14 protein-coding genes and 1 tRNA gene are annotated in these 25,750 nt (G+C 48.0%); 5 read left to right on the top strand and 10 right to left on the bottom strand.

What is annotated here, in order from left to right; genetic code table 11:
* Window positions 1–373: 373 nt before the first annotated feature.
* Window positions 374–1,639: a uroporphyrinogen decarboxylase family protein gene (locus CI595_RS14780; RefSeq protein ID WP_095174409.1), complete on the top strand. Its 1,266-nt coding sequence runs from the start codon at window positions 374–376 to the stop codon at window positions 1,637–1,639.
* A 191-nt stretch (window positions 1,640–1,830) separates the two neighbouring features.
* Here the strand turns inward: CI595_RS14780 and CI595_RS14775 are convergent, their stop codons facing one another.
* The 4 genes from CI595_RS14775 to CI595_RS14760 form a co-directional block, all read right to left on the bottom strand.
* Window positions 1,831–3,315, bottom strand: coding sequence for a glutamate synthase subunit beta (locus CI595_RS14775; RefSeq protein ID WP_095174408.1), 1,485 nt, complete (start codon window positions 3,313–3,315; stop codon window positions 1,831–1,833).
* Window positions 3,316–3,318: 3 nt separating this feature from the next.
* Complete coding sequence (gltB, locus tag CI595_RS14770) at window positions 3,319–7,860, bottom strand: glutamate synthase large subunit (protein ID WP_095174407.1); 4,542 nt, start codon at window positions 7,858–7,860, stop codon at window positions 3,319–3,321.
* A 2-nt stretch (window positions 7,861–7,862) separates the two neighbouring features.
* A complete protein-coding gene (locus CI595_RS14765) occupies window positions 7,863–9,479 on the bottom strand; it encodes a CTP synthase (RefSeq protein ID WP_095174406.1) in 1,617 nt (538 codons plus the stop codon).
* Between the two features lie 374 nt (window positions 9,480–9,853).
* Window positions 9,854–10,855, bottom strand: coding sequence for a hypothetical protein (locus tag CI595_RS14760; protein ID WP_095174405.1), 1,002 nt, complete (start codon window positions 10,853–10,855; stop codon window positions 9,854–9,856).
* Window positions 10,856–11,391: 536 nt separating this feature from the next.
* On the opposite strand from CI595_RS14760, the gene CI595_RS14750 reads away from it, so the two are divergent.
* From CI595_RS14750 to CI595_RS14740, 3 genes are all read left to right on the top strand, one after another.
* Window positions 11,392–13,491 (top strand): glutamine synthetase III family protein, encoded by a 2,100-nt coding sequence (locus tag CI595_RS14750; RefSeq protein ID WP_095174403.1) that lies wholly within the window; start codon window positions 11,392–11,394, stop codon window positions 13,489–13,491.
* A gap of 12 nt (window positions 13,492–13,503) precedes the next feature.
* Window positions 13,504–14,919 (top strand): amidophosphoribosyltransferase, encoded by a 1,416-nt coding sequence (gene purF, locus CI595_RS14745; protein WP_095174402.1) that lies wholly within the window; start codon window positions 13,504–13,506, stop codon window positions 14,917–14,919.
* Window positions 14,920–15,142: 223 nt separating this feature from the next.
* The gene (locus CI595_RS14740; protein WP_095174401.1) at window positions 15,143–16,894 is read left to right on the top strand and encodes an ammonium transporter; all 1,752 of its coding nucleotides are present in this window, start codon (window positions 15,143–15,145) and stop codon (window positions 16,892–16,894) included.
* A gap of 77 nt (window positions 16,895–16,971) precedes the next feature.
* Here CI595_RS14740 and CI595_RS14735 read toward each other — a convergent pair whose 3' ends face one another.
* Window positions 16,972–19,335: an InlB B-repeat-containing protein gene (locus tag CI595_RS14735; RefSeq protein WP_095174400.1), complete on the bottom strand. Its 2,364-nt coding sequence runs from the start codon at window positions 19,333–19,335 to the stop codon at window positions 16,972–16,974.
* A gap of 435 nt (window positions 19,336–19,770) precedes the next feature.
* Between CI595_RS14735 and CI595_RS14730 the strand changes: the two genes are divergently transcribed.
* Window positions 19,771–19,844 (top strand) — tRNA-Arg (locus CI595_RS14730).
* A 59-nt stretch (window positions 19,845–19,903) separates the two neighbouring features.
* Here the strand turns inward: CI595_RS14730 and CI595_RS14725 are convergent.
* From CI595_RS14725 to CI595_RS14705, 5 genes are read right to left on the bottom strand one after another with little or no spacing between them, the layout of a single operon-like run.
* A complete protein-coding gene (locus CI595_RS14725; protein ID WP_095174399.1) occupies window positions 19,904–20,890 on the bottom strand; it encodes a C-terminal binding protein in 987 nt (328 codons plus the stop codon).
* A gap of 13 nt (window positions 20,891–20,903) precedes the next feature.
* A complete protein-coding gene (locus CI595_RS14720) occupies window positions 20,904–22,331 on the bottom strand; it encodes a sodium:solute symporter family protein (protein WP_095174728.1) in 1,428 nt (475 codons plus the stop codon).
* A 27-nt stretch (window positions 22,332–22,358) separates the two neighbouring features.
* The gene (locus tag CI595_RS14715) at window positions 22,359–24,455 is read right to left on the bottom strand and encodes an acetate--CoA ligase family protein (RefSeq protein ID WP_095174398.1); all 2,097 of its coding nucleotides are present in this window, start codon (window positions 24,453–24,455) and stop codon (window positions 22,359–22,361) included.
* A gap of 15 nt (window positions 24,456–24,470) precedes the next feature.
* The gene (locus tag CI595_RS14710; protein WP_095174397.1) at window positions 24,471–25,004 is read right to left on the bottom strand and encodes a 2-oxoacid:ferredoxin oxidoreductase subunit gamma family protein; all 534 of its coding nucleotides are present in this window, start codon (window positions 25,002–25,004) and stop codon (window positions 24,471–24,473) included.
* Entirely contained in the window at window positions 25,001–25,747 is a 747-nt protein-coding gene (locus tag CI595_RS14705) for a thiamine pyrophosphate-dependent enzyme (protein WP_095174396.1), read from the bottom strand. The genes CI595_RS14710 and CI595_RS14705 overlap by 4 nt, the downstream gene beginning before the upstream one ends.
* Window positions 25,748–25,750: the final 3 nt, after the last annotated feature.

The raw sequence follows: 25,750 nt of genomic DNA, 5'->3' as shown, positions 1-25,750 counted from the left end.
ATCTAAATGTATAAAGCTGTTTATTTTCCTTTTCCGTCTGCCCGCAAACCATATCATTTACACCGTAAAAATGCAAGCAAAATGTTACTGTACACTCCGTGTCCGGTAACACGCTTCGCGATGCACAGATATGGAGCATTCTGCCCCATATCGCGCTGGCTGCGTCGGGATTTTCATGCTTCCGGCATGAAAACGCCTCCCGGTACAGTGGCCTGTGTACAGTAACAGCAAAATCCATTGATCTCATTTACATTCCCCTACAATTTAGTATAATAAAGATATAAACTTTGCACGAAACCATTTATACACATTCTACTGCCAAATGGACATGGTTTTCCACAAAAAGCAGAAAAAATGTGGGAAAGGAGTCTTTATGACCAACGAAACATCCACTTCCAGCCAAAGCCCGGAGGAACTTTTTCAGGAACGGATCCGGAGAGTCGAGGATGCTGTTTCCCTGAAGGAAGGGGACCGGGTACCATTTGCTCCCTTTAACAGTGCGCTCCCCTATTTTCTCTACGGTGCAGCTTTCCGTGACAGCATGTACGACTACGAGAAAGCCTCCCGGGCAATCCTCAGCTTCTACCACGACTTCCAGCCTGACGCAGATATCCACCCGGGATTTACCAGCGGAAAAGCCAATGAACTGGCCGGCTCCACCATGATCGACTGGCCCGGACGGCCCGGAACCAGGGTTCCCGATTTTTCCACCCATCAGGTCATGGAACACGAGTATATGTCTCAGGAGGAATACCCAGAATTTATCAATGATTTCATGGGATTTACCCTGCGAAAATACATACCCCGTGCATTTCCTAACCTGAAGGGGCTGTCCGGCATAAGATTTGTGCCCTCAATTGTCCTGAGTACCACACCCCTTGCTTCCTTCTATTCACCGGAAGCCCGGGAGGCATTTGCCCTTCTCGGAAAAATAGGGGAGGAGGATGCAAAGGCAGCCGCAGCCAGCAATGCCCTTTCCGCACAGATCGCCGCTATGGGTATCCCGCCAATGATGACCGGAGTGGGAGAAGCACCGTTTGATATTATAGGGGACTATTACAGAGGTACCCTGGGTGCCCTCACAGACCAGCTGGAGTGTCCTGACATGATAGAGAAAGCCTGCGACATGCTGGCAGATATGCAGATCGCATCCTATGATTATTTTAAGGTGGCCCCACTTCCGGTTAAACGTGTCTTTTTCCCGCTGCACAAAGGGATGGACGGCTTCATGAGTCCCCAGCAGTATGAAAAGCTATACTGGAAACCACTGAAAAAGATCATGCTTGCCCTCATAGATATGGGAGTCACCCCCTTTATCTACACAGAAGGAAAATACAACAGCCGTCTGGAACAGCTTGCGGACGTACCGGCCAGAAAAGTTATCTATCATTTTGAGAGTGTGGACATGGCCCAGGCCAAGAAAATCCTTGGAAATACTGCCTGTATCTCCGGAAATCTGCCCATCTATCTGCTGGAATACGGAACCAAACAGCAGGTCATAGATGCCTGCAAATCCCTTATAGATACCTGTGCCCCGGGCGGTGGATATATCTTTGATACAAATGGAAGTATTGACAATGCGAAACGCGAAAATATAGAAGCGATGTATGACACCGTACTTAACTACGGCAGGAAATAAACAGTCCTTTCGGATACATTTATCATAACACAGCAAAAACACTGTGGCAACAAAAAACGGGCATTAACAGGCAGATCCTATCACATTCCGTTTGCAGTCACCGATACAATGCGTAAGAAAAAGCGGCAGTTCACGCCTCATTACTGGCCTGAACTGCCGTTCTCTTATTTATAACGGCTTCTGAACTGCTTCTACAAATTAGAATACCCCATCAAAGAAGCATCCACCTCCTCAGCCGCCTTCCTCCCTTCCCGGATCGCCCAGACAACCAGTGACTGTCCCCTGTGCATATCCCCAGCCGCAAAGATACCTGGTATACCGGTCTCATATCCCTCCGGTTTGGTGGCTACATTCGTTCTCTCATCCACAGATACCTTAAACGCATCCGTCACATATTTCTGGCTTCCCAGAAATCCTGCCGCAATGAGCACAAGCTGGGCATCGATCACCTCTTCGCTCCCTTTTACAGGAACCATATTCATACGGCCTGTCTTTTCATCCCGTTTACTCTCCAGTTTTACGGTCTTTGCTTTCTGCACATCCCCCTTTTCATCCTTAATGAACTCCGTCACTGTAGTCTGATAAATCCTGGGATCATGCCCGAACACTGCAATCGCCTCCTCCTGTCCGTAATCTGTCTTGCAGACACGGGGCCACTGAGGCCAGGGATTGCTGTCAGCCCTCGTATCGGGAGCTTTCGGCATCATTTCAAGCTGGGTTACCGATTTTGCACCTAAACGGAGAGCTGTTCCCACACAGTCATTTCCCGTGTCACCGCCTCCGATCACCAGCACATGTTTTCCCTTGGCAGATACAAACTTATGATCCTTTAGACCCGAATCCAGCAGACTCCTGGTCACAGAAGCAAGAAAATCAACAGCAAAATAAATATGATGAGCATCCCTCCCCGGGACTTTGATATCCCTGGGATTGGAAGCGCCGCAGCAGAGCACAATCCGGTCAAACTCCTTCTGTAATTCAGCCGCCTTTATATCTTTTCCAACATCCGCACCTGTTTTAAAAACAACACCCTCTTCCTCCATAAGACGCACTCTTCTGTCGATCACTGCCTTATCCAGTTTCATATTAGGTATGCCGTAACGCAGCAGCCCTCCGATTCTGTCACTCCTCTCAAACACAGTAACCTGATGCCCTCTTCTGTTAAGCTGCTGCGCTGCTGCCAGGCCGGAAGGGCCGCTGCCGATCACAGCCACCTTCTTTCCTGTCCTCACCTTTGGAACCTGTGGTTTTACCCATCCTCTCTCAAAAGCAGTCTCTATAATGGCATGTTCGTTTTCCTTGGTTCCCACAGGCTCCCCGTTTAAGTTACAGGTACATGCTGCTTCGCAGAGTGCAGGGCACACCCTTGCTGTAAATTCCGGAAAACTGTGTGTTTTTGAGAGACGCAGATATGCCTGTTCCCAGTTTCCCGTGTATACCAGATCATTTGTCTCCGGTACCAGATTATGCAGCGGGCACCCCGAAACCATGCCCCCCAGCACATCCCCTGACTGACAGAACGGAACGCCGCACTCCATGCAGCGTGCTCCCTGTTTCTGCTGTTCTTCTATGGGCAGATATTTTTTAAACTCTCTGAAATGTTTGATCCTTTCTTTCGGTTCCTCCATTTGGGCACTTACTCTGTTATATTCTAAAAATCCTGTCGGCTTTCCCATCTCCTACTCTGCCCCTTTCTGACTAAAATTCTCATTAAACGCTTCCAACCGTGCCTGCTCCGGCGACATTCCCTGCTCCTCCAGCCTTGCAGCAAGTGTGGTCATCCTCTTATAGTCATCCGGAATAATCTTCTTGAACTTGGGCAGATATTCCTGAAATCTTGCAAGCACTTCCTGTCCCTTCCGGGAACCGGTAGCTTCCACATGGGCTTGGATCATATGGTGCAATTCCTGGATATCAGGCTTTGTCTCCACCTTCTCTATAGAGATCATTTCCTTATTCAGATTCTTATACAGATCATTCTTTTCATCCAGCACATAAGCGATACCACCGCTCATTCCTGCTGCAAAGTTCTTGCCTGTTTTCCCAAGCACAACCACACGGCCTCCGGTCATATATTCACAGCCGTGCTCCCCAACACCTTCCACTACGGCACAAGCTCCGGAGTTTCGGACAGCAAAGCGCTCGCCTGCCACACCTCCAATATAGGCGGTTCCGCCGGTTGCTCCGTATAGAGCCACATTTCCCGTGATGATATTTTCATCCGCCTTATAATTTATCTTCTTCGGCGGATACACTATGATCTTTCCTCCTGACAGGCCTTTGCCCATGTAGTCATTACAGTCTCCGCACAGAGACAGGGTTAGTCCCCTGGGTATAAATGCTCCGAAACTCTGTCCCCCGGCGCCGGTACAGGCAACCGAGATCGTATCCTCCGGCAGTCCGTCCTTATGCTGCCTTGTGATTTCCGCACCCAGCATGGTTCCGAATGCCCTGTCTGTGTTGGTCACCTGAACCTCCACACCGGCTTTCCCTCCTTCTTCCACTGCTTTTCTCAGCTTCTTCAGCAGTACCTTTTCATCCTTTGTCTCTTCCAGTCTGAAATCATATACCTGGGCCGGGTTAAACGTAACTTTAGTGTTTTTTCCGGCATATGGATTATCAAGGACTGCCCGCAGATCGATCTGAGAGGCTCTGGGGTTTTCCGCATTTTCCTTCACTTTCAGCAAGTCCGTGCGTCCCACCATCTCATCCAATGTACGGATACCCAGCTTTGCCATATACTCCCGCAGTTCTTCTGCGATAAACCGCATAAAATTAACCACATACTCCGGTTTTCCCTTAAACCGTTTTCTAAGCTCCGGATTCTGGGTCGCCACTCCCACAGGGCATGTATCCAGGTTGCAGACACGCATCATAACACATCCCATAGTGACCAGGGGTGCTGTTGCAAATCCAAATTCTTCAGCGCCCAGCAGCGCCGCCACTGCCACATCGCGTCCGCTCATTAATTTTCCATCCGTCTCGATCATAACACGGCTGCGCAGTCCATTCATAAGAAGCGTCTGGTGCGTCTCAGCCAGACCCAGCTCCCAGGGAAGCCCCGCATTGTGGATAGAGCTTTGAGGCGCCGCCCCCGTACCGCCGTCATACCCGGAGATCAGGATAACCTGCGCACCGGCCTTTGCCACACCCGCTGCCACGGTACCCACTCCTGCTTCAGATACCAGTTTCACGGAAATCCTGGCATATTTATTGGCATTTTTTAGGTCATAGATCAGCTCTGCCAAATCCTCAATAGAATAAATATCATGGTGAGGCGGCGGTGAGATCAGGCTTACACCCGGAGTTGAATGTCTGGTCTTTGCGATCCACGGATAGACCTTTTTGGCCGGCAGATGTCCTCCTTCCCCGGGTTTTGCGCCCTGAGCCATCTTGATCTGGATCTCTTTTGCGCTGACCAGGTAACGGCTGGTCACACCAAAACGCCCGGAGGCCACCTGTTTGATGGCAGAGCAGCGGTCCACGGCATTTCCCGCACTGTCCAGGCGCTCATCGCTTTCTCCGCCCTCACCTGTATTGGATTTGCCGTGCAGTATATTCATAGCAACGGCAAGTGTCTCGTGAGCCTCCTGGGAAATGGAACCATAGGACATGGCGCCTGTTTTAAATCGCTTTACGATCTCATCAACACTCTCTACCTCTTCGATGGAGATACCTTCTTTCGGATATTCAAAATCCATCAGGCTGCGCAGATAACCGCTCTGCTCCCTGTCCACCAATTCCGTATATTGTTTAAACATGCGGTAGTCCCCTCTTTTTGTGGACTCCTGCAGCATATGGATCGTCCGGGGATCATAGCGGTGTTTCTCCCCCTCACGCCTCATTTTGTGGATCCCCATACTCTCCAGCTCCAGGCTGCTGGGCAGTCCCAGGGGGTCAAATGCTTTAGAATGCCGCACGTCTACATCATCTGCTATATCTTTTAAAGAAATACCGCCAACCCGGCTTACCGTTCCGGCAAAATATTTATTGATCACTTCCTCTGAAATACCGATTGCCTCAAATATCTTGGAACCCTGATAGGACTGTATGGTGGAAATCCCCATCTTTGACGCGATCTTTACGATTCCGTGCAGAATGGCATTGTTGTAATCATCCACCGCTGCATAGTAATCCTTATCAAGCAGTTTGTTGTCGATCAGCTCTTTTATGGTATCCTGGGCAAGATAAGGATTGACCGCACATGCTCCATATCCCAGAAGCGTCGCAAAATGATGCACCTCCCTGGGTTCTCCGGATTCCAGAATAATGGCAAGAGAAGTTCTTTTCTTTGTCTTCACCAGGTACTGATGCACTGCAGACACTGCCAGAAGTGAAGGGATAGGCATATGGTTTTCATCAATCCCCCTGTCACTGAGCACCAGAATATTGGCGCCGTCCTTGTAAGCTTTGTCCACTTCCACAAACAGCCTGTCAATGGCTCTGTCCAGACGTGTACTCTTGTAATACGTTATGGGAACCACAACCGCCTTAAAGCCGTCCACTTTCATATTTTTGATCTTCAGCATATCTGTGTTGGTCAAAATGGGATTGTTCACTTTCAGCACCTGACAGTTTTCCGGCCGTTCCCTCAGCAGGTTCCCGTCTTTCCCTACATACACCGTTGTGCTGGTCACGATCTCCTCCCGGATGGCATCGATCGGAGGATTGGTAACCTGTGCAAACAACTGCTTAAAATAGTTGAACAGGGGCTGATGCTTTTCAGAAAGCACTGCAAGAGGTGTATCTGTTCCCATTGCCGCAATTCCCTCAGAACCGTTCCGTGCCATACTGTAAATAGAATTTCTGTACTCTTCATAGGTATACCCAAAAGCTTTCTGCATCCTGGTAAGGGCTTCCCCCTCATATTCCTCCACGCGGATATTGGGGATCTTCAGATCATGCAGCTCCACCAGATTACTGTCCAGCCACTCACCGTACGGCTGTTTTCCCGCATAAATTTCCTTTAACTCATCATCGCTATAGATCTGTCCTTTTACAGTATCCACAAGCAGGATCTTTCCGGGATGCAGACGCTCCTTCAGCACGATTTCCTCCTCCGGCACAGGCATAACCCCCACCTCTGAGGACAAGATCACATCGCCGTTTTTTGTAATATAATATCTGGACGGGCGCAGCCCGTTCCGGTCAAGCACAGCCCCCATCACATCGCCGTCGGAAAAAAGAATGGAGGCAGGCCCGTCCCACGGTTCCATCATGGTGGCATAATACTGATAAAAATCCCTTCTTTCCTGGGAAAGTGTACTATTATTTGCCCAAGGTTCAGGAATTGTCACCATGACTGCCAGAGGCAGATCCATGCCGTTCATCACCAGGAATTCCAGCGTATTGTCCAGCATAGCGGAGTCTGAACCTCTGGTGTCCACCACAGGAAGCACCTTGTGAAGCTGATCCCTCAGATGATCGGAGGCCATCGTCTCCTCCCTTGCCTGCATCTTATCCGCATTTCCCCGGATGGTGTTGATCTCCCCGTTATGTACAATAAAACGGTTGGGATGTGCGCGCTCCCAGCTTGGGTTTGTATTGGTACTGAAACGGGAATGCACCATGGCTATGGCAGATTCATAATCCCCGTCCTGCAGGTCCGTAAAAAATGTGCGGAGCTGGTCTACCAAAAACATCCCTTTATACACAATGGTCCGGCTGGACATGGACGCCACATAGGTATTGTCATTACTCTGCTCAAATACACGGCGGGCAATATACAGCCTTCTGTCAAAGGGCAGGCCCTTTTCCACGTTTTCAGGTTTTTTAATGAACGCCTGCACAATATTTGGCATACATCTCAACGCCTTATCCCCCAGTACCTCTGAACATACGGGAACCTTACGGAATCCCAAAAATTCCAGGCCCTCCTTCTCCACAATGATCTCAAACATCTTCTTCGCCTGGTTGCATTTCAGTTCGTCCTGGGGAAAAAACAGCATGGCAATACCATATTCACGTTCCCCTCCAATATGGATGTCTGCTTTTTTGCAGACTTTTGCAAAAAATCTATGTGAGATCTGAAGCAGGATGCCAACACCATCACCGGTCCTTCCCTCCGCATCCTTACCTGCCCTGTGTTCCAGGTTTTCCACGATTTTCAGGGCATTTTCCACGGTTTTATGGCTCCTGATACCTTTACTGTTTACAACGGCCCCAATACCGCAGTTGTCATGTTCAAACTGCTGTCGGTACAATCCTTTATCTTTTCTCATAGTCAAAAACCTCTCTCTTTCTTATACTTAACAGCCGCACATACCAGCCCTGCGAACAGAGGATGGGCATGGTTCGGTCTGGACTTTAATTCCGGATGGCCCTGTGTTCCGATAAAAAAAGGATGGCCTGCCAACTCGATCATCTCCACAATTCTGCCGTCAGGTGAAACACCGGCCAGCGTCATTCCTTTCTCCTCAAGCCTTTCCCTGTAGTCATTATTTACCTCATAGCGGTGTCTGTGACGCTCTGTAATCTCTTCTTTTCCGTATAATGCATAGGATCTGCTTCCCTTTTTCAACCTGCACGGATAGGAGCCCAGTCTCAGGGTACCGCCCAGATCTTCCACTCCATTCTGCTCCGGCATCAGGGCAATGACTGGGTGCAGAGTATCAGGATCCAGTTCCATGCTGTTGGCATCATGATAGTCCAGCACATTGCGGGCAAACTCAATAATTGCTGTCTGCATCCCAAGACAGATACCCAAAAAGGGGATTTCATTTTCCCTGGCATATTTTACTGCCAGGATCTTCCCTTCCGTCCCCCTGGTTCCAAAACCGCCTGGAACCAGAATTCCGTCCAGCCCGCCAAGCAGTTCCCCGCAGCTGCTTTCTGTGATAAATTCAGAATCCACCCAGCGCACCTTCACACTGGCATGGGCGGCAATCCCGCCATGCTTTAATGCCTCCGCCACACTCAAATATGCATCATGAAGCTGTATATATTTACCTACGACAGCGATCTCAACCTCTGTATCCGGGTTTCGCAGATCCGCCACCATGGATTTCCAGTCCTCCAGGTCCGGTTCCGGGCACGGCAGGCGGAGGCATTCACACACCACCTGAGCCAGATTTTCCTTCTCCATTGCCAAGGGCGCTTCATATAGATACTCCACATCCAGATTTTGAAGTACATGATTCTCCGGTACATTACAGAACAGTGCAATTTTATCCTTCAATTCCTGAGGCAAGGGATATTCAGACCTGCATACCAGAATATCCGGCCAAAGCCCCATACCCTGAAGTTCTTTCACACTTGCCTGGGTAGGCTTTGTCTTCAATTCCCCGGAAGCCTTCAAGTACGGGATCAAAGTCACATGGATCAATACAGCATTCTCATGCCCCACATCATGCTGAAACTGCCGGATCGCCTCCAGAAACGGCTGGCTCTCAATATCGCCTGCAGTCCCTCCCACTTCGATAATGGCGATCCGTTCCTCATCCGGTTCCTTAGCCCGGTAAAAACATGCCTTTATCTCATTGGTAATGTGAGGGATCACCTGCACTGTTCCGCCTCCATAATCTCCATGCCGCTCTTTGTGCAGAACAGACCAGTATATTTTACCTGTAGTCACATTAGAGTTCCTGTCCAGGCTCTCATCAATAAACCTCTCATAATGCCCCAGATCCAAGTCCGTTTCTGTCCCATCATCTGTCACGAATACTTCTCCGTGCTGGATTGGATTCATGGTTCCGGGGTCTACGTTGATATAAGGATCAAACTTCTGCATAGTTACTTTGTATCCTCTGGCTTTCAGAAGACGTCCAAGCGACGCTGCAGTGATTCCTTTTCCCAGTCCCGACACCACGCCGCCTGTAACAAATACATATTTTACTGCCATCACATTTTCCTCCTGCGTTACCCGGCTATGAAAAACTTACAACATTTTCCACATACCAAAAAGGCGTCGGCAACCCCAATATAAGGTTAGCCGACGCCATTGTCGTTGTTTTATTCTATATGCTTTTGATCTCTGCGCACTTCAAAAGAAGCACTGCAAAAAATTATGGAATTACTATATCTCATTTCCCCGCATTTGTAAATCCCCTAATTTATTTTTTTGTTCAAAGGCTGTAACAGTTCAACAGGTCTGCGCATTTACTGCGCTGACCGTATGAAAAAGTAGTGCCAGCAGGCATCCAGCCCATCGCGAAGCGATTTTTAATGGCTGGATGCGTAACGGTTCAGCTTGTCTGAACTGTTACCAAAGGCTTTCTATATTCCAAACTCATCAAAAAGTTTCTTCTGATACTCCCGGTCTGTTACTGCCCTCCGGATCTCTTTATAGGCCTCCTCCTGGCATGGTTGCTGTAACAATACTTCAATCAATTGGTTTACTCGTACTTCTCCACGTTTTATTCCTTGTTCTATTCCTTGTAATATTCCACGTTCTTCCCTTTCTTCCATCATTTCTTCAATAGCCGTACACATATCCACCTCTCCTTTCTCATTTTCTTTCAGCCCTTTCAAAGCAGGAACATTCAGGAATTTTGACACCAGCCAGCCTTTTTTTGCATCCAGATGCATGAACTCATCCTTTCTGGCCTCCAGAAATTCCTTCATCCCTTCTTTATCTTTCAGCAGCGGGAGCAATTCAAAGACCTCCCGAAGCCCCGTCCTGAAATTACTGCTCTCCACTGTACTTGCGCACACCAGGTTGATCCGGTAATCCTGGATACACTCCATCCACGGTTTCAGTTCCGGCGGGATATCCAGCATATCATGAAGACTCAGCGGTCCATCCCAGCTTTGTTCCTCCCCATAATAAAAAACGATCGTGATTCCCGGCAGCAGCCTGTCTTCCCTCTTCATACCGGAAAGATACTCTGCCCCTTTCTTTAATTTCCCTTCCTCCTTTCTCTCCCTCACAATATGCTCCACCTGCCCCGTATAATCAATGGCATCGTAAAGCATACAGCGGACAGGCATAGCATAATGTACCGTCCTCTGTCCCTCTGCCGCCAGTATAACGGCCAGGCAGCTATCTCTTATCACAGACAGCTTCTGCACATCCCGGATTCTCCGGAGTATCACCCGCCTTCCGCCCTCTCTTCCCGCGCGCACCACCTTTTTCTCATTTTCTTGTTCCAGCATATCCGGCCTGATCACCTGCTTTCCGCCGAACAAGGCGCCGTTAAATAAATCTGCAAAAATCTCGTTATCTGACAGACCTTCATAGACTTCCTCATCCATTGCTGTCAGCACAATTCCTTTCATAGACCTCCTTCCCGGATAAAAAAGCAAAGATTGAGCCATCAGATCACAGCACATTTAACAATTAATCTGGCAATTTATTCTATACCATAAATATAATATAAAAAGCATCTTATATCAACTACCACTTTGCCAAATACCGCAAAACTCTGTCATTCCCGCCATTTCACCCGTCCATATTCAGTTTTATACTCTCCGGAACTTTCGGCAGACCTGCCGCAGATTAAATGAATTGCTCTCCAGATAAACCGATTATACCCTCCTCCCTCCAACCTGTCAATCCCGCAAAAATCCACAAAAACATACCACTTTCTACCAACCTTTTTCTACCCGTCTGGGAACACCGAAAAAAAACAAAGCCCCCGTCCCCTCCCGGAACATTTTTCAAAAAACCTATTGACATTTCCCCATTTCCGTGCAATACTACAGTCCATAAAGCAAAGGCGCTTTGGATGACTCCATCCAAGGTGCCTTTTTTGTTTTGCTTTTTATCAGCCCAATCAAAACCCCAAATAAATTTTGAAAGGAGTGCTGTGAATATGTCAAACGATATTCCCACACTATATGGAAGTCTGGTCTTCAGTGACAAAGTGATGCGCAACAAACTCCCGAAGGACGTCTATAAAGCCCTTCACAAGACAATCCAAAACGGAACCCACCTGGAACTGGATGTTGCCAATTCCGTGGCTGTTGCCATGAAAGAATGGGCCGTAGAGAACGGAGCCACACACTTCACCCATTGGTTCCAGCCCATGACCGGCTACACCGCAGAGAAACACGACAGCTTCATCTCACCCAACGGCAGCGGTGAGATCATCATGGAATTCTCCGGCAAAGAACTGGTAAAAGGAGAACCTGATGCGTCCAGCTTTCCATCCGGCGGTCTGCGCGCCACCTTTGAAGCAAGAGGTTATACGAACTGGGACCCTACATCACCGGCATTTATCAAGGACAACACCCTTTACATACCAACAGCCTTCTGCTCCTTCAGCGGAGAAGCATTGGATAAAAAAACGCCGCTCCTCCGTTCTATGGAAACACTGAATAAAGAAGCCGTTAAAATGCTTCATCTTCTGGGCAGCAAAGAGGTTTCAAGCGTGTCCACCACCGTTGGCCCGGAGCAGGAATACTTTCTTGTCCCAAAAGAGCTCTACGAAAAAAGACGCGACCTTATCTTCACAGGCAGAACCCTTTTTGGAGCATCTGCCCCCAAAGGCCAGGAAATGGAAGACCACTACTTTGGTGCTCTGAAGCCCAGAATCGCAGCCTATATGCACGACCTGGATGAAGAACTCTGGAAACTGGGTATTCCCGCCAAGACGAAACACAACGAGGTGGCGCCTGCCCAGCACGAGCTGGCCCCCATCTTCGACTCCGCCAATGTAGCGGTTGACCACAACCAGCTCACCATGGAAATCATGAAGAAGACAGCGGAAAAACACGGCCTTGTCTGCCTCCTCCACGAAAAACCCTTTGACGGTATCAATGGAAGCGGCAAGCACAACAACTGGTCCATGTGCACCAACACCGGCACCAATCTGTTGGACCCGGGCAAAACACCTGCTGAGAACACACAGTTCCTGGTATTTCTCATGGCCGTTATCAAAGCGGTGGATGACTACGCGGATCTAATGAGAGTATCCGCTGCCAGTGCCGGCAATGACCATCGTCTCGGCGGCAACGAGGCGCCTCCGGCAATCGTTTCCATCTTCATCGGCGACGAGCTGGAAAGCGTTCTGAAATCCATTGAGGAGGACGCCTACTTCGGAAAAGCTCAACCGGTACAGCTGGAAACGGGCGCACACGTACTGCCCCACTTTACCAAGGACACAACCGACAGAAACCGTACTTCCCCCTTTGCCTTTACCGGCAATAAGTTTGAATTCCGTATGCTGGGTTCCGCTGCATCTGTGGCTAACCCTAACATGGTGCTGAACACCGCTGTTGCGGAAGCATTAGCACAGTTCTATAACGAATTGAAAGACACTGCGCCGGAGGAAATGGAACATGCGGTCCATGAATTGATCAAACGCGCTATCAAAAAGCATAAAAAAGTCATTTTCAATGGCAACGGATACACAGAAGAATGGGTAAAAGAGGCGGCAGCAAGGGGCCTTTATAATCTGGTCTCCACACCGGAAGCCCTTCCACGTTTTATTGCAGATAAGAATCTGGATCTATTTATCAAACACGGCGTATTTACAAAGGAGGAAATCTACTCCCGCTATGAGATTCTTCTGGAAACCTACTCTAAAACAGTTGCCATAGAGTCCAAGACCATGCAGGAAATGCTTATAAAGGATTTCCTCCCGGCAGTCAACAGCTACGCGGCTTCCGCTGCGAAACAGGCAGCTGACAAAAAAGCCCTGATCCCCGGACTTTCCACTGATTCCGAGGAGGCCCTGGTATGCGCTCTGACTGAAATATCCAATACGATCACCGCCGGTACAGCCGCACTGAAGAGTGCAACCTCCGAAGCGGAATCCGTCACAGATATGCAGAAACAAGCTGAATCATTCCTTACAAAAGTGCTTCCCCTCATGGAAGAACTGAAAACTGCAGCTAACGAAGCAGAGACAAAAATTCCTGATGAACTGCTTCCCTATCCAACCTATGACCGGTTATTATTCTATGTCTGAGGAGATTGCCCCATGGAATCACAGTCTGCTATGGAAATAAAAGAGGCCTGCGGGGTATACGGCATCTTTAATCCCAACGGGGAAGATGCTGCGTCATCCATCTATTATGGACTCTGTTCTTTACAGCACCGGGGCCAGGAATCCTGCGGTATTGCCGTGTGCGATACCAAAGGCCCCAAAGGCAACATGAATGCATACAAAGGGATGGGGCTGGTCGGTGAGGTCTTCAAGGATGAAATTCTTGAGGGGCTTCACGGCAATCTGGGCATCGGCCACGTTCGTTATTCCACTACAGGGGCTGCCACCCTTTCAAACGCGCAGCCTCTGGTTCTGAATTATATAAAGGGAACACTTGCTCTGGCCCATAACGGGAACCTGGTGAACACGCAAGACCTCAGGTGTGAGCTGGAACAAACCGGAGCAATCTTCCATACAACCACGGATTCGGAAGTGATCGCTTACTGCATCGCCAAGGAGAGAGTTAACACACACAATGTAGAGGAAGCCATTCTGCATACGGCAAAAAAGATACGCGGAGCCTATGGGCTGGTCATCGCCAGCCCGCGCAAACTGATCGGCGTCCGGGACCCTCTTGGCCTGAAACCTCTCTGCCTTGGAAAACGTGATTCCTCTTATATCATTGCTTCCGAGAGCTGCGCCCTCTCAGCAACCGGCGCAGAATTTATCCGTGATATCCGCCCCGGTGAGATCATCACCATAACAGCGGATGGCATCACCTCCAACTGCCAGCTATGCCACAAGACACATGCTCACTGCATTTTTGAGTACATCTATTTCGCACGGCTGGACAGTACCCTGGACGGCGTCAACATCTACGATGCCCGCATCCGCGCAGGTGCCGCCCTTGCGGCAGCCTATCCTGCGGATGCAGATCTTGTGACCGGTGTTCCCGACTCGGGGATTCCGGCAGCAAAAGGCTATTCGGAAGCGTCAGGGATTCCATTTGCGTTAGCCTTTTATAAAAACAGCTATGTGGGAAGAACTTTTATCAAACCGACACAGAAAGAACGTGAATCAAGCGTAAGGCTTAAACTAAACGTTTTAGAATCTGTTGTCCGTGGAAAACGGATCATACTTGTTGACGACTCCATCGTCCGCGGAACAACCATGGCGAACCTCATCCGTATGCTGAAAAATGCCGGAGCTAAAAGCGTTCATGTCCGTGTCAGTTCTCCGCCGTTTCTGTATCCTTGTTACTTTGGAACGGATATTCCATCCAACAAACAGCTAATTGCTTCTTCCCACACGGCTGAAGAGATCTGTGCCATGATCGGCGCTGATTCCCTGGGCTATATGAGGCTGGAGGATCTTTCGTCTATGGCAGATCACCTTCCTCTCTGCAAAGCCTGCTTTAACGGCCAATATCCCATGGATATCACAGGCGGCACAGAGGATAACAAACAATAGGCTGCACACATTGCAGGATTTCTATTGTCACAACAGTAATTGCGGAGATGTACAGCCATTTCAGGCGGCAGTCATTTTCCGATTACATATATCACATTTTTCTTTATGCAAAGGTGCGTATTTTTTGAGTCTCCCATAACTCTGAAGTACGCACCCTTTTTGTCTGTAATGTGCATTAAAAAAATGTGAAGAGTTTCATCTTGAAAAAGGAAGGAGAGATTTTATGAGTGATTTTTCATCTGTTAACACAATCTGGGTGCTTTTAGGCGCCGCAATGGTCTTCTTCATGCAGGCAGGCTTTGCCATGGTGGAGACTGGCTTTACCCGGGCGAAAAATGCAGGCAATATTATCATGAAAAACCTGATGGATTTCTGCATCGGAACACCTGCCTTCTGGCTGGTTGGTTTTGGAATCATGTTTGGTGCAGGCAACGGCTTCTTTGGTTCCGTGGCCGGTATTGCCTCCGAATCCAATTACGGTGCGGGGATGCTTCCCGATGGTGTACCGTTCTGGGCTTTTCTGATCTTCCAGACCGTTTTCTGCGCAACTTCTGCAACCATAGTCTCAGGTGCTATGGCAGAGAGAACAAAGTTTTCCTCTTACTGTATCTACAGCCTTCTCATCAGCCTTGTGGTATATCCCATATCGGGACATTGGATCTGGGGCGGCGGCTGGTTAGCTAAAATGGGATTCCATGATTTCGCAGGTTCTTGCGCTGTTCATATGGTAGGCGGTGTCGCTGCCCTTGTAGGTGCCAAGATCCTTGGCCCCCGTATTGGAAAATATTCCAAGAGCGGCAAATCAAGAGCAATTCCCGGACACAACCTGACCGTAGGAGCCTTAGGTGTATTTATCCTCTGGTTTGCCTGGTTTGGATTCAACGGCTGTTCCACGGTTTCCATGGAAGGAGATGCCATCGTATCCGCAGGTAAAATATTTGTCACAACCAATCTGGCTGCCGCGGTGGCCACTATCACTGTTATGTGTATCACTTGGATACTGTATAAAAAACCGGATGTTTCCATGTCCCTGAACGGTGCTCTCGCAGGACTTGTAGCTATCACAGCCGGTTGTGATACTGTTTCTCCCGTATCTGCTGCCATCATAGGTATCCTGGCAGGGTTTGTAGTGGTATTTGGAATCGAGTTTATTGACAAGATCTGCAAGATTGATGACCCAGTAGGTGCTGTGGGAGTACATGGCATGTGCGGCGCACTGGGAACCCTCTGCGTAGGCCTTTTTTCAGACGGTGCAGGCACAGAAGCCAAAGGTCTGTTTACAGGCGGCGGCTTCCAGCAGTTAGGTGTTCAATTTATCGGTTTCATTGCAACAACTGCCTGGGTCGTGGTAACTATGATCATCATATTCCAGACAATCAAACATACCGTTGGCCTCCGGGTTTCCCCCGACGAGGAAATAGCCGGACTGGATGTAAGAGAACACGGCCTTACAAGCAGCTACGCCGATTTTGTCACACAAGATTCCATGAGTACGGTCCCCCATGTAATGGGCACCACAAAGAACTATACCCCTGCTGCAGAAGGCGCATCCGCCACCCAGGCTCCCGCTGAGGCCTGCAGGGATATACCCAAAGAAGGCACAACGGTCCACAAGCTTACCAAAGTTGTTATTATTACCCGGCGCAGCAAACTGGAAGAATTTATGCACGCCATGAATGAAATCGGTGTTACAGGTATCACCATCACAAATGTACTCGGCTGCGGAATCCAGAAAGGTTCAACCACTTATTACCGAGGTGTTGAAATGGATATGAACCTGCTTCCGAAAGTCAAGATTGAAATCGTAGTCAGCCTTGTTCCTGTACAGAAGGTGATTGACACAGCAAAAGCAATACTTCATACCGGACAGATCGGTGACGGCAAAGTATTTGTATACGACATAGAAAATGTAGTAAAGATCCGTACAGGAGAAGAAGGTTTCCTTGCCCTGCAGGATACCTCCTCCGAAGAATAAACAAAAACCACGATCTAAAAAGGAGGCCCTGCCGGACGGTATATCCGGCGGGGCCTCCTTATATTACTTATTGTCTGTTATCTCCCGTTCGTTCTCTTTCTCTTTGCAGAGATCACAACTGCCAGCGCAGCACCTGCGGAGAGAACTGCCAGCATCAGATAACCTGCCATATTCATAGTATCTCCTGTCTTCGGAACTGTCTTGGTGAGAGTCTTAAATGTAACAGAGATCTTGTGGTTGGCATTTACGTCTTCAAATGTGTACTTGTTGTTTTTCACTGAAACGGCTTTACCGTCCACTGTCACCTGGGAAATCTGATATCCCTTGTTTGGAGTAAATGTAAATGTTGCATCATTGCCTTCCATTACCTTTACGCTGCCGGAGGGAGATATCTTGCCATTGGACCCTGCGGAAGCTGTAATGGTATATTGTTCCTTTACACTGAACGGTACCGTAATCGTCTTTTTCTCAGCGGTCATAGCTGTCCAGCCTTTTTCTGTATACTCCTGCAGGCTGAAAACAACTTCAAGTTCCATCTTACCGGCCTTATTCAGTGTGAGTTTTGCCGTGTACGGGGCTTTCTTCCAGGTACCTTTTGCAGAGCTTCCCCATTTCCAGCTCTCGGGAACCCATCTGGTATCCTGTACTTCCGGTTTCTGATTATCTGTACCATTTCCATTTGCTGCAATGTTTACAACAGCATTCTTATCATAGACACCATTTACCTCAATGCCGGTCACACCGGATCCTTCAAACGCGATAATGGTTTTTGCGGAAGAGCTGCCGCTTACTTTGCTTTCCATTGCCTCATCGGGGTTATATTTTACTCTGGTAACAAAAGAGTATCTTGTGTTTGCCTTCAATCCGCTGAAAACTTCGCTGTCCTGCCATTTACCCGGATTTCCGTTTTCAAGCATTGCATATTCCTGTCCGTTTACAGCTCTGAGTGTAATGCTGTTCTCCGTTCTTCCAATGCATACAGGAGCTTCAGGAGCTGCTGCAGCTGCCTTCTTGGTGGTGACTTTCAAAACGTCACTGATGGGGCCTTCCATCTGCTCCTTCTCATTAAATTTGACGCGTGTGACAAATCTGTATTCCTTGCCTGCTGTCAATCCCTTGAATTCACCTTCACTGTTCCAGCTGATCTTACTGTTATCCAGATATACACCGTACTCCAGACCTGCTGTTGAAGTATCAAGCTTGATCATGGTGTCTGTCTTCTCTGCCAGCTTAGGCGCTGCTTTCGGTTTCTCTGCCGCTGCTTTTAAGGTGTGGATCTCTGTCGGCTGGCTCCAGTCACTGTCCGCATACGGAGGTTGTGCTTGATCATTTCCTTTTACCATAATATAAGCCAGGTAATCCGTATCCGGTGTCAGATTTGAAAATTCTCCGGTATCATTGGTCAAATCTGCTGCCTTCGCTTTATTATCCTTTAACACCATCTTATAACTGTAAGTATACGAATCAACATTGCCATCCGGCTTCAGTACAACACTTGTGTCAGTCACTTTGTCATACAGAGGCGACTTTGGAGTCTCGGCCTTCTGCGTGGTATTTTTGTTATTTATCTGGTTTCCTGAATCGTTGTCCTTCCCTGCATCGGTTTTGGATTCATCGGTTTTAGACTCATCAGTTTTGGATTCGTCATTTTTGGATTCGTCAGTTTTGGATTCATCCGTTTTAGATCCATCGCTCTTGGTATCTTCACCCTTCGGTTCATCTTTCTTAGCCTCATCTGTCTTTTGGCCGTTATTATCATCCGTTACCGCGTCTCCTGCTGTGTTCTTATCAACAGCCTCTGTGCCTTGGGTCTTATCCGTGGTATCCGTACCTGACGGGGTACTTACCTCTGTGTTCTCTTCCTGTTTCTTGCTGTCATCCGGCTTCGGGGTTTCTGCCGGCACATCTGCCTTATTGCCTTCTGCCCCAGCCTCTGTCTGATCTGTCTCCTGAGGTTTTTGCTGCTCTGTGTTCATGCCTTCATCCTGAGGTTTATCTGCCTTTGGGGGCTCCTCAGCTTTGGGACTTTCTGTATTTGCTCCCTCCTGTTTCGGAGTCTCCGCCTGCACTGCTGCAGCATCTGTTTTTACCTTCAGTATATCGGTATCCTGTACCGTTTCCGCATCTTTCATCTTCTGGGCAAATACATATTCCGTCTCTGCTTTCAGTCCTGTAAATGATACTGTCTTTGCCGTCTTATCATATTGTTTATCTTCCGCCCATTTCCATGTGCTTCCATTCTCCTGAATGCCATACACATATCCATCTTTTGTCTTCAGGATCACACTGTCCGCTGTTTTCTTGGACAGTTCCGGTTTTACTGCTGTCTCTGTGCTCTTACCGGCCCCCTCCTCGGCGGCGGAAACAAATACCGTTCCCATGGAAAATACCATTATAAAAGTAAGAAACATAGCCAGCATTCTTTTCACTTTGCGCTTCATAATCTTTCACCTCTTTCATTCTTTATTTGCTTGTGAATAACCATTCCCTTTCTGTACTACTATTATAGCAAATCGTTGTTGCAATGAATAGTATATTAACAAACATTAAGAAAACTTTGTCGATATTTCCCAAATATAGAGTGCAATAACTGGCAGTTATTTTTATAAATGGCAACAGTTCTGGCAGATGTTCTGTTACGACCGATCATCGTAACAATTCAGACAGGTCTGCGCATTTACTGCGCTGACCGTATGAAGAAGTAGTGCCAGCAGGCATCCAGCCCATCGCGAAGCGATTTTTAATGGCTGGATGCGTAACGGTTCAGCTTGTCTGAACTGTTACCGATCTTCAGAATAAGCCAGAAAAAAAAGAGCTGGTGTCTTGACATTTTCCTTTAGGTAGTATAGAATTATAGGGTCGTAAGAAAATATTATGTTTCCGTAGCTCAGCAGGATAGAGCGACCGCCTCCTAAGCGGTAGGTCGGGTGTTCGAATCACCTCGGGAACGTTGAAAAAGGTGTTGAAAACCCAGGTTTTCAGCACCTTTTTCAATTATATCTCAAATCTTCAGTCTAATCCCACCCCATTCACTACACGGTTAGCCTCCTTATAATTACCCTCCAGGCAGCGGAGCACATTTTCAGCAGGAATTTTATAAAGCAGATATTCCGTTGTTGTTGAGTAAAAAGCGCTGTGTGGTGTGATGATCACATTCTCCCTGCCCACCAAAGGACATGTATCCATATCCGGCGTCTCTGAGGATAGCACATCCAGCCCTGCTCCGCTTACCATTCCGTGATCCAAAGCATATACCAAATCCTCCTCATTCACGGCGCCGCCCCTGGCTACATTGAGCAGAATCGGACTTTTCTTCATCTTTTTAAACGTTTCCAGATCAAACATTCCCTGATTCTCTGCTGTAAGATTCATATGGTTGGTAATTACATCGCTCTGCTCCAAAAGACCGTCCATGGTCACAGGTTCCGCTCCCATCTGCCGGATGACATGGTCAGGAATATAAGGATCATATGCCAGGATTTCCATGCCGAAACTTTTCGCCCTTTTGGCAACTGCTTTTCCGATTTTACCAAACCCTGCAATCCCCATTTTTAATCCTTCTATCCGTTTTAATCCCGGCTTTGCGTTGTAAATCCATTCCTTGTCTGTCTGTACACTTCTCTCATATGTCTTCAAGCCTTTGAGAAGGGCAAGCATGAGCATTATGGTATGGTCCGCAACCTCCTGTGTACAGTATTCTCCTATGGCACAGACCGCAATCCCCTTTTCCCTTGCATACTCGGAATCTACATAATTCCATCCGGTTGCCTGCACGGAGATCACCTTACATTTCTCCAGTCCATCAATGATCTTCCGGCTGATCCCCACATAACCTACCAGAACAGCATCCGCGTCCCGGCACGTTTCAATAAACTCGTCCTCCGTCTCCTCTGTATATACGGCAAGCGCCAGTTCCGCATCCTTGGGAAATACTGACTTTTCTATACTCAGATCACGATCCGCAGTTTCCGGATACTCTGCTATTATAATTTTCATAATCTATTCCTTTCTATAACAAAAAACGGTTGATCTTTTCCACTTCCTCGGGACTCTGCCCCCTTAAAAGAGACAGAGAGAAGAAAACAATGGCTGACACCAGAAGCCCCGGCCACAAAGCATCTATGCGAAATACAACACCCCATCCCTGATTCTGCCCTACATACCACAAGATCACTGTGATCATGGACAGCGTCATACTGTAAAATGCCGCCTTTATACTTGCCCTGCGCCAGAAGAATCCAAAAAATGTCGGAATAAAAAGCCCTGCTGACAGGAAAGTAAAAGTAATAAGAAGAATATCCATAATATCCGGGTTCATCCAGGCAAACAGAAGGCTGATTCCTCCTATTATCAAAGAACTTACTGTTCCCAGCCGGACGATCGTCTTATCCTTCGCCTTAGGATTGATATATCTCTGATAGATATCTCTGGTCACATTAGCTGATGCCGTTAAAATCGCTATATCTGCAGATGACATGATCGCAGCAAAAATCCCTGTGATGACCAGGCCCTTAATACCGCTTGGAAATGTGATCAAAATCAACTGTATCAATGAATTACTTCCCTGAGGCAGATCCGGGATCAAAACCTTGGCTGCCAGGCCTTCATAGGTAGCGCACAACGCAATGGGCAATATACATACAGCTGCAAGCAGGCCGCCTTTTTTAGCTGTCCCTGCATCTTTTGCCGCCATACATCTGGTATAGCTGTCCATTGTGGTAAAAAAGGATAACAGCGTGGACAGCGCAAAAGCTATGATCGTTGGCCATCCCCAGGCACCCACGTCAAAATAACTGTCAGGCAGAACCCGGATGGCTCCCATGCCCCCAATAGCTTTTGCCGCAAAAGGAACCGCAATGATAACACCGGTCATCAAAAGCGCCACCTGGACCCAGTCCGTATAGGTCACTGCCAGATATCCGCCCAGTGCGGTATACAGGATCAGGACAACCGCTGCTACGGTAAAGGATATACCGTTCCCCCATCCGGTAATTGTGTTTAAGATCACGCCGCTTGCTACCAACTGGGAGGCCGTCACCCCGATCATGCCGATCAACGTACATATGGTAGAAATAAATCTGCATCTGTGGTCATACCGGCTCTCAATAAAATCCGGATATGTAAGATTCTCCAGGTGGTCTCCGATTTTTTTAACTTTTTTAGAAAAGACAAGAGAGAACAATCCACATCCCACTGCCAAGATACCCACATACCATATGGCGGTAATCCCCATATCATACGCCTTCGTGGAAGTGCCGATCACGGAAGCACCTCCGATCCAGCAGGAGATCCACAGACAGGCAATGGATATGGTGCCAAGTTTTCTGCCCGCTACATAATAAGTCTCCATATTACTCTGTTTCCGTGACGTATAGATTCCGATCCCCAGCATCATGGCCATATAAAAAACTACAAAACAGATATCTATTCCCTTCAAGGGCCACACCTCCATCCGCAGAGGGCTTTACTCCTCCAACACCACTAACGCGTCAGCAACGCCTACCCCCTGCCCCTCTTCATATACAAACAGAGGGTTAATATCCAGCTCGCAGATATGGTCCTTATGGGCCGCAGCGAAATCAGATATGGAAACCATCATATCCACCACTGCACTCACGTCCCTGGCTTTTGTTCCCCTGTATCCCTTCAGCATTTTATAAGACTTTAGTGCCTCCAGCATATGGAGAGCCTCCTCTTTATTCAGGGGGATGGGATACAGAGAACTGTCCCCAAACACCTCCACAAAGACACCTCCCAGCCCAGCTAACAGCATAGGGCCGAACTGCGCATCCCTTTTTATACCCAGGATCAATTCCGTTCCCTGAGACATCATATTCTGCATGAGCACTCCGTTGATCCTTGCCTTGGGTGCCCTGTTCTTCACATTCTCCATGATCGTATCATAGGCACTGAGGGCTTCTTTTTCATTTTTAATGTTGAGAATGACACCGCCTACATCAGATTTGTGCAGGATATCATCCGATTCTATTTTCATAACTATAGGGAACTTAACATTCTCTGCCTGCGCCAGGACATCCTCTCTGTCATTTACAACGATCCCCAGCTCCACTGCGATCCCATTCTCCTGCAGCATACGCTTACTTTTTACTTCACTCAGCGCTTTTCTGCGGCCCCCCGCTTTTTTATGGGGAACAGCCAGTGACAGTTCTCTCCTGGTATGATTGTAGGCGATATATTTGGAGAGATGACTGAGAGCCGAGAATGCATACTTGGGGCTGGGAAGGATTGGCACTCCGATTTCCCTGAATTTCTCTGCCACATCCCAATTCCTGGTTCCCTCAATAAACGGCAGGATCGCAATAGGTTTCTTATATCCCTGCTCCACAACCTTTTTTACACCATTGTATATATTATAAATAGTGGGGTCTGACACCACAAGCTGGATTGTAATTCCAATCAGCACCATTTCCACATTAGGGTCATCCATGACAACTTTCAGCCCTTCAGCATATAAGTCACTGTCATAGCAGAGAGCAGCAGTCATATCCAGAGGATTTCCCGGTGTGCAGAAAGATGGGAGCATGGCTCTTAGTTTTGTAAGCGTCTCCTCCTCAAAGTCAGGATAATGTATACCAAAGGCACTGCCCATGTCAGCACAGATTCCCGTCTCACCACCTGATATATTCATGGAGGCAAAAGAGGCTCTTGCCGGCAGTTTTTTTAATGTAGACAGAAGAAGTGCTGTGGACATCAATTCCTGCATATCATCTGCGCGAATAACTCCGAACTTATCAAAAACAGCATCGTAGGCACGGTCAGAACCTGCCAGTGCACCCGTGTGGGAGGCTGCAATCTTTCCGCCCTTTTCACTTCTTCCGCCTTTTTGTATGATAACAGGTTTTCTTTTCTCAGCCGCTTTTTTCAGACAGTCGGCAAAATGGCCGGCATCCTGCACTCCTTCCATATAAATTGCGATCACGCCGGTACTCTCGTCCTCAACTAAAAAGTCCAGATAATCCTCCAAAGTTACAATCTTTCCATTTCCAATAGAGATGGCGTAAGAGAATCTCATTTCACTGCTGTCCATAAGGTTAATGCAAAACTGACCGCTCTGGGAGATGAACCCAATACTTCCTCTTCTGTCCCTCTTTTCAACAGGAAAGGCAAAGGAGATCACATCATCCACATAATTATTGAATCCTCCGCAGTTTGGCCCCAGAACCGCTATGTCCAGTTCCTCTGCCAGTGCTTTCAGTTCATCCTCCGCCGCTTTTCCCTTCTCGTCACCGGTCTCACTGTACCCGCTGGCAAAGACAACCGCCCCGCCGCAGCCTTTTGTTTTCGCTTCTCTCAGAAGGCCGCAGACTGTGACCTGAGAGGTACAGATAATGACCAGTTCTATCTCATCCTCAATCTCTGACAAACTTTTATAACATTTTCTTCCCAGAACAGTATCCCTGCCCGGATTTACAAAATATACCCTGTTCAGGTCCTTTCTGTACTCCAGAATATTCCTGCAGGTATCTCCTCCGAATCCTGATTTCTCGCTGGCACCTATAACAGCAAGAGACCTGGCCTTCAGCAGCTTATTTAAATCCATATGCACACCTGCTTTCTATGAAACTGCCTTCACCCCTTCGTCAAAACAAAGAGCGTTCTTTGGATTCACTTTACCCTTCTTGGCAAAATACTCATCAATGGAATGTTTCATGAAATCCTCCTCAAACAATCCCGTTTCTTTGCAGAGTGCGCCCAGCATAACAATATTGGTCCCTCTGGGGTTTCCCAGATCGGAAGCAATTTTTGTGGCGGGTACTTTTACCACTCTGATGTCATCCCTGAACACCCGTGTTTCGTCCAGAAGGGAGCTGTTCACCACCAGAACAGACCCCGGTTTCATGGCAGGTTCAAATTTATCAATCGCCACGTCATTCATGGATACCAGAATATCCAGATGCTTTGCGTAAGGGCTTGCGATCTCCTCTTCACTTATCTTTACATTGCAATTGGCAGTTCCCCCGCGCATTTCGGAGCCATAAGAAGGATACCAAGTAAAATGTCTGCCTTTCTGCATACCGCAGTAGGCCAGAATCATGCCGGTTATCAATACGCCCTGGCCGCCAAATCCCGCACAAATAATCTCTGTCATTCTTCTTCTCCTTTCTTATCTACGAATTCCCCTACTTTATAGTAGGAAAGTGTCTTCTCACGAATATGCTTCAGGCTGTCTACCGGTGACAGTCCCCAGTTTGTGGGACAAGGGGCCAGAATTTCAACCAGACAGAACCCTTCCTGGTTCAACTGCTTCTCAAATGCTTTTTTTATGTATTTTTTTGCCTTGCCCACTGCTGCCGGGCTGTCAAGAGAGGCACGGGCTAGGTATGCAATATCAAATTGTCCCAGAGCTTTTACTACATCAAAAGGTTTTCCCTGCTTTTTCGGGTCTCTTCCTTTCGGTGATGATGTGGTCTTCTGACCGATCAAAGTAGTTGGCGCCATCTGCCCTCCGGTCATTCCAAACACTCCGTTGTTCATTACAATGACTACCACATTGTCATTGCGGAGTGCCGCGTGCATGGTCTCAGCCATACCAATGGCATACGCTGCCCCGTCACCAATATAGGCAACTGATAATTTATCTTTCCTGACCTTCTTCACACCTATGGCGACAACAACCGGCCTGCCGTGTGCAGCCATAACCGTGTCAAATCTCCAGGTGTCCATATTCAATGCTCCGCAGGCTACATCTACGGTTGGGATAAAATCCTGCTGAAGCCCCATCTCATCTATGATCTCCCCGATCAGTCTGGCGGCGATCCCATGTCCGCAGCCCGGACAAAATGAGGTAGGTCTGAATGTAACTGTTTCCGGTGCTTTTAATTTCACTGACATAAC

Source organism: Blautia hominis, assembly GCA_002270465.1.
GTDB lineage: Bacteria > Bacillota > Clostridia > Lachnospirales > Lachnospiraceae > Blautia > Blautia hominis.
This window is presented reverse-complemented; position numbering and strand designations above follow the sequence as displayed.

Coding starts and splice junctions, on each gene's coding strand:
- CI595_RS14705 (WP_095174396.1), bottom strand. CDS start 25,747: ATGTCAGTGAAATTAAAAGCACCGGAAACAGTTACATTCAGACCTACC.
- CI595_RS14760 (WP_095174405.1), bottom strand. CDS start 10,855: ATGAAAGGAATTGTGCTGACAGCAATGGATGAGGAAGTCTATGAAGGT.
- CI595_RS14740 (WP_095174401.1), top strand. CDS start 15,143: ATGAGTGATTTTTCATCTGTTAACACAATCTGGGTGCTTTTAGGCGCC.
- CI595_RS14780 (WP_095174409.1), top strand. CDS start 374: ATGACCAACGAAACATCCACTTCCAGCCAAAGCCCGGAGGAACTTTTT.
- gltB (WP_095174407.1), bottom strand. CDS start 7,860: ATGAGAAAAGATAAAGGATTGTACCGACAGCAGTTTGAACATGACAAC.
- CI595_RS14710 (WP_095174397.1), bottom strand. CDS start 25,004: ATGACAGAGATTATTTGTGCGGGATTTGGCGGCCAGGGCGTATTGATA.
- CI595_RS14765 (WP_095174406.1), bottom strand. CDS start 9,479: ATGGCAGTAAAATATGTATTTGTTACAGGCGGCGTGGTGTCGGGACTG.
- CI595_RS14725 (WP_095174399.1), bottom strand. CDS start 20,890: ATGAAAATTATAATAGCAGAGTATCCGGAAACTGCGGATCGTGATCTG.
- CI595_RS14715 (WP_095174398.1), bottom strand. CDS start 24,455: ATGGATTTAAATAAGCTGCTGAAGGCCAGGTCTCTTGCTGTTATAGGT.
- CI595_RS14775 (WP_095174408.1), bottom strand. CDS start 3,315: ATGGGAAAGCCGACAGGATTTTTAGAATATAACAGAGTAAGTGCCCAA.
- CI595_RS14750 (WP_095174403.1), top strand. CDS start 11,392: ATGTCAAACGATATTCCCACACTATATGGAAGTCTGGTCTTCAGTGAC.
- CI595_RS14735 (WP_095174400.1), bottom strand. CDS start 19,335: ATGAAGCGCAAAGTGAAAAGAATGCTGGCTATGTTTCTTACTTTTATA.
- purF (WP_095174402.1), top strand. CDS start 13,504: ATGGAATCACAGTCTGCTATGGAAATAAAAGAGGCCTGCGGGGTATAC.